The following is a 12,627-nucleotide window of genomic DNA, read 5'->3' on the forward strand; positions in this document are numbered from 1 at the left end:
ATTATTAGCCCACACCAATCGGGCTAATAAATTCCCTTATGAAAAAAAGAGGCAACTAGATCTTACCAATCTAGTTGCTCCAAGAAGTTATATACATCCTCATGTAGCACATCACGTTCTTTATCAAGTGTAATGACATGCGTAGAGTCTTCATACCATTTAATGTCTTTTAACGTAGATTCTACACCATTATAAATAATGTTAGCACTATCCGTATTAATCATTTCATCATGGCGTGCTTGCACAACAAATGTTGGAGCATAAATCATATCAACATTATTGCGTACATCACGAATCAACTCTTGTAATGCTTTTAATGTATTCATCGGTGTCTGTTTAAATTCAAACATTTCCTGCTCAATTCGTTCTGGTGATTTTTGCTCACGCTTTTTATATTCGCGGGCATATGCCAATATACCTTGGTACATAATTTCTTCACTTTTAATGTACATCGGTGCACACATTGGTACAACACCTAAAATCGGTAATGTATAAGCAAGTTTTAATGAGAATACTCCGCCTAATGATAATCCAACCGCAGCTATTTTCTCGTAACCTTGATCTTTTAAATGCTGATAGGCATTCATTACATCTTTCCACCAGTCTTCAGGACCTGTATGAACAAGCTCTTCTGGTGGTACACCGTGTCCTTTATAAATTGGTGCATGACAAGTATAGCCTTTCTTCTCTAAAAAACGTCCAAGCATACGTACATCAGCTGAGTTCCCTGTAAATCCATGTAATAATAAAACAGCGCGGTCTCCGCCTTCAAATGTAAATGGTTTTGGAGATGCTAATTTCATCATGTATTTCTCCTCTTTCTCTTCTGTAATCTAGTCGTATTCTTTCTATTCTTAGTGTACCATATTTATAATTCTATAATCTAATTAGAAACTTTTTTCGAATAACAAATTAAAAAAGAAGAACCATTAGCACAAATCAGCTAACGCTTCTTCTTTTTAACTCTATAAATTTAAGTACGTAACACCAATTGTTAGTACGAAGAATAATACAGCTAAAACAACTGTAATACGGTTTAATACCGCTTCAATTCCACGTGCCTTTTGCTTACCAAACAATTGCTCTGCACCACCTGAAATAGCGCCTGAAAGGCCTGAGCTATTACTAGACTGCATAAGTACCATAACAATCATTAAAATCGATACAATAATAAGTAAAACTGATAATAACGTATGCACTTGGCGTACCTCCTACAAAGATTCAGTTAGTTTAAATGTTAGCATAAATCCTATAGAAAAGCGAGAGCCTATAGTGTCGCTCTCGCTTTTCTTCTATTACATAAACACCATTGCGAATAACGGTCCGAGCAAACATGTCAAAATTGCTGTTAATGTCATTGTTACCGATCCAATAACACCTTCATGCTCATTATTCTTCATCGCTCTCATAACACCCATAATATGAGAAGCACATCCAAAGCCAATACCTTTACCAACTGAGTTTGTAACTCGGCTCCATTTTAATAAAATTGGTCCTGTAATTGTTCCAGTAATACCTGCGATAACGACGAAGGCTGCTGTTAAGGACGGGACACCACCAACTTGTTCAGATACACTCATCGCAACTGGCATTGTCACTGATTTTGGTAAAGAAGATAAAATTAAGCTTTTATCTGTTCCCATAAGTGAGGCAATAGCAAAATCACTTGCAATAGCAACTGTTGTACCTACTAATACACCACCAGCAATTGGTACAACATATTTTTGCAGAACATGACGTTGTTTATAAAGTGGGATTGCAAATGCTACAACACCTGGTCCGAGTAGCTTCGCAATCCAGCCACCACCACTTTCCATATAATTTTGATATGGTATATCAAGCACTATAAATAAGAAAGCCATTAATCCTGTCGCAACAAGCATTGGAATGGTAAATGGCGTTGGAAATAATCCGTAGATTTTTTTAGATAATTGATATAATAGCACCGTAAAAAGAACCCAACCGATTCCGATTAATATTTGGCTCATTGTGTCTCTTTTTCCTTTCTATTCGCAAGATATTGTCCTGTATGTCCTGCGACAATAATAATTAAAAACGTACTCGCTACAACTGTAATGAAAAGAGAAATTCCTTTACTCATAAAAAAAGCACCGTAATTCATTAAGCCAAGCGTTGGCGGAATTAATAAAAACGGCATAATAGCAACGAGTGTTTCTGCTCCTAAATCAAACCATTTCACTGGAAGTACTTTTAGGCTAAGTAAAACAAGTAGGAGGAACATACCAATCAAACTTCCCGGAATCGGAATATTCAACATTTCTTGCACCCAATTTCCAACCATATAAAATACATAAAGAGCAGCAATTTGGACAAGAATCTTTGTAAGTTTCATGTTCATCATCCCTCATGTTTATACGATCTTCTGTTAATATCCTTATCATAGTATAAATTGTAAAAACCTGCAATTTATCAAATCGACAACGAAAATCCACTATATTATACGCTTACACCCTTGATATGACTGCGTTTTCGAATATAATTTACGTCAAAAACCTTGACCTAATATATAAAGTTTATATTTTCTGAATTTTGATCATTATTATTTCGATAAAATAAAATGAAACTTTAATCAGAGGGGGGTGTCCACCCCCCTCTGATTATTAGCCTTCACCAATCGGGCTTTTACGGGCAGTTAATCCGGGATAAAACCCTTCCTCCATTTTCATTCTGCCTTCTCTCTAGCACACATATATATAAAGATAGGTGGTGAACATATGTCTAAAAAAGTTCTCATTTTTTGTGACCCTGGAATCGACGATACGATAGCTCTCCTCCTCGCATTCTTTATCGATGAAATTGACATCGTTGGGATTGTCGCTGATTACGGCAATGTTCCAAAAGAAATGGCCGTACAAAATGCTCATTTTCTTAAACAAAAATCAAAAAATAGAGATATAAAAATATTTGGTGGTTCAGAACGTCCTCTCAATGGATGTCCACCTGCTTTTTTTACCGATGTTCACGGTAAAAAAGGATTAGGACCAATCATCCCAAATGAAAAGTTACAAAACGGAGAAATGGAGAATTTCTTTGAAGTTATCCCTCTTATCGAGCAGTATAAAGACGAACTAATCATTGTAAGTTTAGGGCGACTCACTTCCCTAGCTATTTTATTTATTTTATATAAAAACTTAATGCAGCAAATTAAATCTTATTATGTAATGGGTGGTTCCTTTTTGCACCCAGGTAATGTAACTCCCGTATCAGAAGCCAATTTTTATGGTGATCCAATCGCGGCTAACATTGTATTACAATCCGCATCCAACATGTACATATACCCGTTAAATGTAACGCAGTATTCCATCGTTACACCTGACATGGCTGAATATATTGAGGCGAAAGGAAAGGCTTCTCTCGTCAAACCTCTATTCGATCATTACTACTATGGATATTACGAAAAAATTTTACCACAATTAAAAGGCTGCCCTTTTCATGACACGCTACCGATATTAGCTTTACTTGATAATTCTATGTTTACCTACTACAAATCACCAATTACCGTCATGACCGAATCTTACGCTCAAGGAGTAAGCATCGGTGATTTCCGCTCTTTAGTAGGATCAAGCCCATTCGTCAATCGGCCCTCACAGCAAATTGCTATCGATTTTGATTACAATCTCTTCTTTAAATACTTCATGTCACTTATGACGGACGAACAATTTTAGCAAAAAAAAACAGACCGTGATTTCTCACGGTCTGTCGTTATTTTCTACAATTATCGTTTGATATTGTAGAAAGATTGTAAACCAGCGTAAACAGCGATTTCGCCTAGCTCGTCTTCGATACGTAATAATTGGTTGTACTTAGCAATACGGTCAGTACGGCTCATAGAACCAGTTTTGATTTGGCCAGCGTTAGTTGCAACTGCGATGTCAGCGATTGTAGCATCTTCAGTTTCACCAGAACGGTGAGATACAACTGCTGTGTAACCAGCACGTTTAGCCATTTCGATTGCTTCGAAAGTCTCAGTTAAAGTACCGATTTGGTTAACTTTAATTAAGATTGAGTTAGAGATACCTTTTTCGATACCTTCAGCAAGTTTTTGAGTGTTAGTTACGAATAAATCGTCACCAACTAATTGTACTTTATCACCGATACGCTCAGTTAATAATTTGTGACCATCCCAGTCGTTTTCGTCTAAACCATCTTCAATAGAGATGATTGGGAAGTCTTTGCAAAGCTCTTCGTAGAAATCAACCATTTCTGCAGAAGTTAAGCCAGTACGGCCTTCGCCTGCAAGGTCATATTTACCAGTTTCTTTGTTGTAGAACTCAGAAGAAGCAACGTCCATTCCTAAGAATACGTTCTCGCCAGCTTTGTAACCAGCTTTTTCGATAGCTTCGATGATTACTTCTAATGCTTCACGGTTAGAACCAAGGTTTGGAGCGAATCCACCTTCGTCACCTACTGCAGTGTTAAGACCTTTGTCATGTAATACAGCTTTAAGTGCATGGAATACTTCAGCACCCATACGGATTGATTCTTTGAATGTTGGAGCACCAACTGGTAAGATCATGAACTCTTGGAAGTCAACGTTGTTATCAGCGTGAGAACCACCGTTGATGATGTTCATCATTGGAGTTGGTAATTGTTTTGCATTGAATCCACCAAGGTAACGGTATAATGGAAGACCTACGAAGTCAGCTGCTGCGTGAGCTACTGCCATAGATACACCAAGGATAGCGTTAGCGCCTAGTTTACCTTTGTTTGGAGTGCCATCTAATTCGATCATAGCACGGTCGATACCAGCTTGGTCAGTTACGTCGAAACCAACGATTTCTGGAGCGATTGCTTCGTTAACGTTGTTTACTGCGTTAAGAACACCTTTACCAAGGTAACGAGATTTGTCACCGTCACGTAATTCTACTGCTTCGTGCTCACCAGTAGATGCACCACTTGGTACGATAGCGCGTCCGAATGCGCCGCTTTCTGTGTAAACTTCTACTTCTACAGTTGGGTTACCACGAGAGTCAAGGACTTCGCGAGCATAAACATCAATAATTGTTGACATAATAAATTCTCTCCTTTTTATATAAGCAAATTATTTAATAATTGTTTTACCTGTCATTTCTTTCGGTTGTTCCACATTTAAAAGTGTAAGCATTGTTGGGGCAATATCTCCTAAAATACCACCTTCACGAAGCTCTACATCATTTTTTGTAACGATGAAAGGAACCGGGTTAGTTGTATGAGCTGTCATTGGGCCACCTTCAGCAGTTAACTCCTGATCGGCATTACCATGGTCAGCAGTAATAAGTGCTACACCATCTTTTGCAAGAATCGCTTCTACAACTTTTCCTAAACATTCGTCAGTTGCTTCTACTGCTTTAATTGTTGGTTCCATCATCCCAGAATGGCCAACCATATCACAGTTTGCAAAGTTAAGAATGATAACATCATGTTTATCATTTTCGATTTCATTTACTAAAGCGTCCGTTACTTCATAAATGCTCATTTCAGGTTTCAAGTCATACGTTGCAACCTTCGGTGAGTTAATTAAAATACGCTCTTCTCCTGGGAATTCAGCCTCACGACCACCGCTAAAGAAGAATGTAACGTGCGGATACTTTTCAGTTTCCGCGATGCGAAGTTGCTTTAATCCCGCTTGCGCAACAACTTCACCTAATGTGTTATCAAGGTTCATTGGCTTAAATGCCACGTAACCATCTACAGTTTCACTGAAATGTGTCATACAAACGAATTCAGGAATGTGAGGTACTTTTTCACCACGATCGAACTCACGGAAGTCTTCGTTTGTAAATACACGAGCAATTTGAATTGCACGGTCTGGACGGAAGTTATAGAAGATAACTGCATCATCATCATTGATTGTTGCAACTGGCGTGTCATCTTCGTTAACAATTACAGACGGCAATACGAATTCATCATAGATACCATTTGCATAAGAGTCTTCTACACACTCTTCTGCCGATTTATAAGTAGGGCCTTCACCATTCACCATAGCACGGTAACATTTTTCTACGCGATCCCAACGCTTGTCACGGTCCATGGAGTAATAACGACCAGAGATAGTCGCGAATTGTCCTACTCCTGTTTCTTTAATTACTGCATTTGTTGCATCGATATAACCTTTTGCTGTTTGTGGTCCAACATCGCGGCCGTCTAAGAATGCATGGATATAAACTTTCTCCACACCTTCTTTTGCTGCTAAGCGAAGAAGAGCAAACATATGGTTCATGTGACTGTGCACACCACCATCAGAAAGTAAACCGAATAAATGAAGAGCAGTACCTTTTTCTTTCACGCTTTTAATTGCATTTTGGAAAGTTTCGTTCTGATCGAACTCACCTTCACGAATTGCAACGTTTACGCGTGTTAAGCTTTGATATACTATGCGGCCTGCGCCGATATTTAAGTGACCAACCTCAGAGTTACCCATTTGACCTGCTGGAAGACCTACTTCCTCACCACAAGCTGTAAGCGTTGTGTGAGGGAATTTGTTCCAGTAACCATCAAAATTAGGTTTCTTAGCTTGTGCTACAGCATTCCCGTAAGTTTCTTCACGTAGTCCGAAACCATCAAGAATGATTAAAGCTGTTGGCTTTCTCATTTTACCGCCCCCAGAAGACCTAAGAACGAAGCAGGCTCTAAGCTAGCACCGCCAACTAAAGCGCCGTCGATGTCAGATTGTGCCATATACTCTTTAATGTTTTCTGGTTTTACGCTACCGCCGTATTGAATACGAACAGCTTCTGCAGCTTCTGGAGAAACAGCTTCTGCAACAACTTTACGGATGTGCGCACATACTTCATTTGCATCTGCAGAAGAAGAAGATTTACCTGTACCGATAGCCCAGATTGGCTCATAAGCGATAACAGTTGCTTTAACTTGCTCTTCTGTTAAACCTGCAAGTGCTTTTGTCACTTGACCTGCTACTAGATCAAATGTTTTTCCGCTTTCGCGCTCTTCTAAAGTCTCACCACAACAAACGATTGGTGTTAAACCATGTTCAAATGCTGCAAGAGTCTTTTTGTTTACTGACTCGTCTGTTTCAGCAAACATTTCACGACGCTCAGAGTGGCCAAGTACTATGTAGCCTACTTTTAAGTCGCTAAGTGCTACTGGGCTAATTTCACCAGTGAATGCACCATTTTTTTCGAAGTGCATGTTTTGTGCACCTACTTGTAAGTCAGTTCCTTCAGTATTCGCTACTAAGCGCTCTAAGAATAGAGCTGGAGAGCAAACTACTGCATCAACAGCTGAAGCTGCTGGGATTTGACCTTTAACTTCCTCTACGAAGCTAACTGCTTCAGATAGAGTTTTATTCATTTTCCAGTTACCTGCGATAATTGGTTTACGCATGCTTTGCACCGTCCTTTTTCTTTGGCTGCTACTTATTTGTCGTTAAGACAAACTACACCTGGAAGTTCTTTACCTTCCATGAATTCTAATGACGCACCGCCGCCAGTAGAAATGTGGCTCATTTTATCAGCCATACCGAATTTTTCAACAGCTGCTGCAGAGTCACCACCGCCGATAACAGAGTATGTATCTTCTGCATCTGCTAATGCTTGCCCTACTGCTTTTGTACCTTCTGCGAATGGAGTCATTTCGAATACACCCATTGGTCCATTCCATACAACAAGCTTAGAGTTTTTAATTACATCTGCATAAATTTCACGTGTTTTAGGACCGATGTCCACGCCTTCCCATGTAGAAGGGATAGAGTCGATACCAACGATTTGAGTTGTTGCAGTTTCAGAGAATTCCTCTGTGATTACAACATCAACTGGCATGTAGAAGTTTACGCCTTTTTCTTTTGCAAGTTGCATAAATTCTTTAGCTAGTTCAATTTTGTCGTTTTCACATAGAGATAGACCAATTTCATGACCTAAAGCTTTAACGAATGTGTAAGCAAGTCCGCCACCGATGATTAAGTTATCTACTTTGTCTAATAGATGACGAATTACACCGATTTTATCTTTTACTTTCGCACCACCGATGATAGCTGTGAATGGACGTTCTGGGTTAGAAAGTGCTTTACCTAATACATCTAACTCTTTTTCCATTAATAAACCAGATACTGCTGGTAGGTAGTCTGCGATTCCTGCTGTAGAAGCGTGAGCACGGTGAGCTGCACCGAATGCATCGTTTACGAAGATATCAGCAAGAGCTGCAAATTCTTTCGCAAGTTCTGCATCGTTCTTTTCTTCGCCCGCATAGAAACGTACGTTTTCAAGAACTAATACGTCGCCTTCGTTCATTGCTGCAACCATTTCTTGTGCAACTGGTCCGAATGCTTCGTCCGCTTTTTTAACATCTTTACCAAGAAGCTCGCCTAAACGTGCTGCTACTGGAGTAAGACGTAATTCTTCTACTGCTTGACCTTTTGGACGGCCTAAATGACTTGCTAAAATTACTTTCGCACCTTGCTCTATTAAATATTGAATTGTAGGAAGAGCTGCACGGATACGAGTTTCATCTGTAATTTTGCCTTCTTTCATAGGTACGTTGAAATCAACGCGGCAAAATACACGCTTACCTTTTAAATCTACGTCACGAATTGATTTTTTGTTCATTGGATTTCCCTCCGACTACTAGTTAGGATTGACAAAACCCATTCAAAAGCTTAACACATTTGCTTCTAAAACGAAAGAAGAGAGAGAGGGAACAAACCCTCTCCCTCGTTTTGTCATTGATTGCTTATATACTTAAGAATTAAAGACCTTTAGAAGTCATGTATGCAGCTAGGTCTACTACGCGGTTAGAGTAACCAGTTTCGTTATCGTACCAAGAAAGTACTTTAACCATGTTACCTTCCATTACCATTGTAGATAATGCATCGATTGTAGAAGAAGCTGTACATCCGTTATAGTCGATAGATACTAATGGCTCTTCGCTGTATCCAAGGATACCTTTTAATTCGCCTTCAGAAGCTGCTTTGAATGCTGCGTTTACATCTTCAACTGTTACTTCTTTGTCAAGTTCAACAACTAAGTCAACAAGAGAAACGTTAGCAGTTGGAACACGTACAGCGCCGCCGTTTAATTTACCTTTAAGTTCTGGTAATACTAATGCTACAGCTTTAGCAGCACCAGTAGATGTTGGGATCATGTTTTCAGCTGCTGCACGAGCACGACGTAAATCTTTGTGTGGTAAGTCTAAGATTTGTTGGTCGTTAGTGTAAGAGTGAATTGTTGTCATCATTCCGCGTTTTACGCCGAATTTTTCGTTTAATACTTTAGCGAATGGAGCTAGACAGTTTGTAGTACAAGAAGCATTAGATACTACGTTGTGGTTAGCTGCATCGTATTGTTCGTGGTTAACACCCATAACTACAGTGATATCTTCGTCAGAAGCTGGAGCTGAGATGATAACTTTCTTAACTGATCCACCTAAGTGTTTCTCAGCGTCTGATTTTTTAGTGAAACGGCCAGTAGATTCTACTACTACTTCTACTCCGTAGTCGCTCCATGGTAATTGAGCTGGGTCACGCTCAGCGATAACTTTAATTTCTTTACCGTTAACAACGATGCTGTTTTCGTTAGCAGATACTTCTGCATTTAAAGTTCCGTGAACTGTATCATATTTTAAAAGGTGAGCTAATGTTTTAGCATCTGTTAAGTCGTTGATTGCTACTACTTCTACCTCAGAGTTGTTAAGAGCTGCGCGGAATACGTTACGTCCGATACGTCCAAATCCATTAATACCAATTTTAGTCATTTAAATTTCCTCCTTGGGGGATTATATTAAAGGGTAATACCCTTTGTTAATTGTTTTGCTGCACCTTCATCTGTAATTAGAATTGAAGTGTGCCCTTGCTTTATTACAGCCTGTATTGCTTTTGCTTTTGAAGAACCTCCAGCGACTGCGACAACGTGAGATACATGTTGTAAATCTTCAAGTTGCATACCAACTGTTCTTACTTTATGAACAACATTTCCTTGTTCATTAAAGTAGTAACCGAAAGCTTCGCCAACTGCTTCGCTTGCCTGAATCTTTAACCAATCTGCTTCTGAAGTATTTCTGCGACGTGCCATTGTTAACGCATCACCAATTCCATGAATGACGATATTGGAAGATCGAATCAACTCAAGAACTTCTTTCACGGAGGGCTCTGTTACAATAGACGCATATGCTTCGCTACTAACGTGATCTGGAACATACAATAAGCGATAATTACTCATCGTATTTTGTGCCATTTTGGCGCAAATGGTATTGGCTTCTAACTCGACACCTTCTCCAATTCCACCACGTGCTGGGACAAATAGCATATGTAAATCTTTGCAATCAAGTTGCATCATGTCCGCAGCAGCAGCTAGCGTAGTTCCTCCAGCCACAGCAACGATATTATTCACTGTCAGACGGTCTTTTATACAAGTCACACAAGCACGGCCCATCTCCAGTTTGACCCAAGGTGATTCATCACTATCACCAGGGACAACGAAAACTTCATCCAAGTCTAATGTTTCCTTAAGTTGTTTTTCTAAAACCTTTAACCCGGAAATTTCTTTCATAAAGTCTTCCAAAGCAAGAACTAAAGCTGTTCCTTCTTCTGTCAAAGTCATTCCAGAAGAAGCGACGTGAACTAAGTTTTGTTCTTTCAAAACTTGAACTTCACTTCGCAATACTCGTTCTGTCATACCGAGACTTGCAGATAAGTTTCTTCTCCCAATCGGCTGCATAAGCCTAATGTACTGAAGTACTTGCATTCTCGTTTGCATAACAGGTAGCAGATCAGGTAATAATTTTTTTGTGTTCTGAATCCATGAGCGCATATCTTTTCTCCTCACTACATCGGTTCATTTTCCTTCGTGGTCACTTTATGTCCCGTAGTGACATTTTGTGTCCCACTTAGGTTAAAAAAATAATCCCTGCTACGTGTATTATTGTAACAGGAGATAGAAACTTATTCAACTCTTAACTGCATTGTTTATATAGTTTATTATGACACCTTTGTGAATGTTACCATATTCTACTTGTCTTCCGCCTATTTCTACAACAGGAATCATTAGATGGTATTTCTCTAAAAGGTCATTATCTTCATATATATCTATTTCCTCAATTTGAAAAGAATATTCACATTGTACTTCCTTTAAAATTTGTTTCGCCTTCACGCAAAGACCACAATCTTTTTTTGTATATAGTACAACTTTCATCTTCTTCACCTATCCAATTGTTTTTCTTAGAGACGAAGCGGGAATATGCATTTGTTCTCTATATTTCGCAACCGTTCTGCGAGAAATAACGATTTCATGCTCTTCTTCTAATAATTTTGAAATCTTTTGATCCGAAAGTGGCTTTTTCTTATTTTCTGCTCCAACAAGCGTTTGAATGAATTGTTTCACACGCTTTGTAGAAACCGCCTCATCTTCCGTCGTAGAAATAGAATTACTAAAGAACGATTTCATCTCAAATAAACCATGCGGCGTTTGCACATATTTATTACGCGTTGCACGACTAATTGTAGACTCATGCACACCTAACTCTTCCGCCACCTCTTTTAAAGCAAGTGGTTTTAAATACTCTGGACCTCTCCAGAAGAAATCATGCTGTTTTTCCATAATAATATTCATCACTTGTAAGAGTGTTTGTTTTCTCTGTTTCAAACTGCGCATAATCCATTGCACATGCTGATACTTCTCCGATACGTAAGAAGCCACTTCACTTTCACTATTATTTAGTAACGCACTATACTCAGAGTGAATTTCAATTCTCGGCATATTTCTCTCATTCATCTGTAAAACGAGATGATCGCCATCTTTTTTTACCGCCATATCAGGCACGATATAAAGTGGTTTATCCGAAGAAAATGCAAGACCTGGTTTCGGCTGTAATGATGTAATACAGTTCACCGCATCCTGTAATTCCTCGTTGGTACACTTCATAGCTTGAACAAGCTTTCGCCAATCTTTCTTAACGAAATAATTAAAATGATCATCTATAATTTCTTCCGCCAACCCATTCCTTCTTTGTAAGCGCTTCAATTGGATTGATAGACATTCCTGAATATTACGCGCACCTACCCCTGCTGGCTCTAACGATTGAACAAGCTCTATGGAACGGTCCACTACATCGATTGGCGCAGAAAGAAGCTCTGATAGCTCTTCATTTGTTTCTTGTAAATAGCCATTTCCATCCATGTTCATAATAATGAAAGAAGCTGCTTTTCGCTCTTCTTCATCTATTTTATAATACTGGAGTTGATTTAATAAATGTTGCTGAATCGTTGTAGAATCCACACTGTAGATTTCCATTTGATTCTCGACTTGTTTGCTGGTACTTTTACTTGTGTTAGAGCTCTTTTTCTTCTCCCTCTCAAAACCACCTAACTCAATAAGGGGATTCTCTAACGATTGCTCATATAAAAACTCCGATAATTCTTGTACATTATACTGGAGCATTGTAATCGCTTGCCTTAACTCTTGTGTCATTGCCAAACGTAAGCTTTGTTCTTGTAAAAGACTTGCCTTCAAACTAATCTCCCCCTTGTTTCTATTGTACAATAAGTTTGGTAAAAGGAGAATCCTATCGCAGACACCCATTCCAAAATATTATTAATTTATATGTATTAATGAGATTTACAACTTACAACCGAAAAATGAATAATATTGAAAGAAAATAATAACGCACAAAAGTTATTAC

13 protein-coding genes are annotated in these 12,627 nt (G+C 38.8%); 1 reads left to right on the forward strand and 12 read right to left on the reverse strand.

The window, feature by feature from the left end; all coding sequences use genetic code 11:
- Positions 1 to 62: 62 nt before the first annotated feature.
- The 4 genes from KPL75_RS12225 to KPL75_RS12240 all read right to left on the reverse strand — a co-directional run bounded on the left by KPL75_RS12225 (position 63) and on the right by KPL75_RS12240 (position 2,362).
- Positions 63 to 803 (reverse strand): alpha/beta hydrolase, encoded by a 741-nt coding sequence (locus KPL75_RS12225; protein WP_162836430.1) that lies wholly within the window; start codon positions 801 to 803, stop codon positions 63 to 65.
- 162 nt (positions 804 to 965) lie between these two features.
- Positions 966 to 1,199, reverse strand: coding sequence for a preprotein translocase subunit SecG (gene secG / locus KPL75_RS12230; protein WP_002144925.1), 234 nt, complete (start codon positions 1,197 to 1,199; stop codon positions 966 to 968).
- 96 nt (positions 1,200 to 1,295) lie between these two features.
- Positions 1,296 to 1,988 (reverse strand): LrgB family protein, encoded by a 693-nt coding sequence (locus KPL75_RS12235; RefSeq protein WP_219920818.1) that lies wholly within the window; start codon positions 1,986 to 1,988, stop codon positions 1,296 to 1,298.
- The gene (locus tag KPL75_RS12240) at positions 1,985 to 2,362 is read right to left on the reverse strand and encodes a CidA/LrgA family holin-like protein (RefSeq protein ID WP_199674426.1); all 378 of its coding nucleotides are present in this window, start codon (positions 2,360 to 2,362) and stop codon (positions 1,985 to 1,987) included. The genes KPL75_RS12235 and KPL75_RS12240 overlap by 4 nt, the downstream gene beginning before the upstream one ends.
- Before the next feature lie 373 nt (positions 2,363 to 2,735).
- Between KPL75_RS12240 and KPL75_RS12245 the strand changes: the two genes are divergently transcribed.
- Positions 2,736 to 3,686, forward strand: a complete 951-nt coding sequence (locus KPL75_RS12245; protein ID WP_219920819.1) for a nucleoside hydrolase — start codon at positions 2,736 to 2,738, stop codon at positions 3,684 to 3,686.
- A gap of 50 nt (positions 3,687 to 3,736) precedes the next feature.
- On the opposite strand, the gene eno is transcribed toward KPL75_RS12245, so the two are convergent.
- The 8 genes from eno to rpoN all read right to left on the reverse strand — a co-directional run bounded on the left by eno (position 3,737) and on the right by rpoN (position 12,458).
- A complete protein-coding gene (gene eno / locus KPL75_RS12250) occupies positions 3,737 to 5,032 on the reverse strand; it encodes a phosphopyruvate hydratase (RefSeq protein WP_002034740.1) in 1,296 nt (431 codons plus the stop codon).
- Between the two features lie 30 nt (positions 5,033 to 5,062).
- Positions 5,063 to 6,592 carry a 2,3-bisphosphoglycerate-independent phosphoglycerate mutase gene (gene gpmI, locus KPL75_RS12255; RefSeq protein ID WP_219920820.1) on the reverse strand — a complete coding sequence of 510 codons (1,530 nt, stop codon included), beginning with the start codon at positions 6,590 to 6,592 and terminating at the stop codon, positions 5,063 to 5,065.
- Complete coding sequence (tpiA, locus tag KPL75_RS12260; RefSeq protein WP_219920821.1) at positions 6,589 to 7,344, reverse strand: triose-phosphate isomerase; 756 nt, start codon at positions 7,342 to 7,344, stop codon at positions 6,589 to 6,591. The genes gpmI and tpiA overlap by 4 nt, the downstream gene beginning before the upstream one ends.
- 32 nt (positions 7,345 to 7,376) lie before the next feature.
- Entirely contained in the window at positions 7,377 to 8,561 is a 1,185-nt protein-coding gene (locus tag KPL75_RS12265) for a phosphoglycerate kinase (protein WP_002016070.1), read from the reverse strand.
- 139 nt (positions 8,562 to 8,700) lie between these two features.
- Positions 8,701 to 9,705: a type I glyceraldehyde-3-phosphate dehydrogenase gene (gap, locus tag KPL75_RS12270; RefSeq protein WP_002016071.1), complete on the reverse strand. Its 1,005-nt coding sequence runs from the start codon at positions 9,703 to 9,705 to the stop codon at positions 8,701 to 8,703.
- 26 nt (positions 9,706 to 9,731) lie between these two features.
- Complete coding sequence (gene cggR / locus KPL75_RS12275; RefSeq protein WP_002089545.1) at positions 9,732 to 10,760, reverse strand: gapA transcriptional regulator CggR; 1,029 nt, start codon at positions 10,758 to 10,760, stop codon at positions 9,732 to 9,734.
- A 135-nt stretch (positions 10,761 to 10,895) separates the two neighbouring features.
- Positions 10,896 to 11,141 (reverse strand): glutaredoxin family protein, encoded by a 246-nt coding sequence (locus KPL75_RS12280; RefSeq protein ID WP_002144911.1) that lies wholly within the window; start codon positions 11,139 to 11,141, stop codon positions 10,896 to 10,898.
- A 9-nt stretch (positions 11,142 to 11,150) separates the two neighbouring features.
- A complete protein-coding gene (gene rpoN, locus KPL75_RS12285) occupies positions 11,151 to 12,458 on the reverse strand; it encodes an RNA polymerase factor sigma-54 (RefSeq protein WP_219920822.1) in 1,308 nt (435 codons plus the stop codon).
- Between the last annotated feature and the right edge of the window lie 169 nt (positions 12,459 to 12,627).

This window comes from Bacillus sp. NP247 (assembly GCF_018966865.1).
Lineage (GTDB): Bacteria > Bacillota > Bacilli > Bacillales > Bacillaceae_G > Bacillus_A.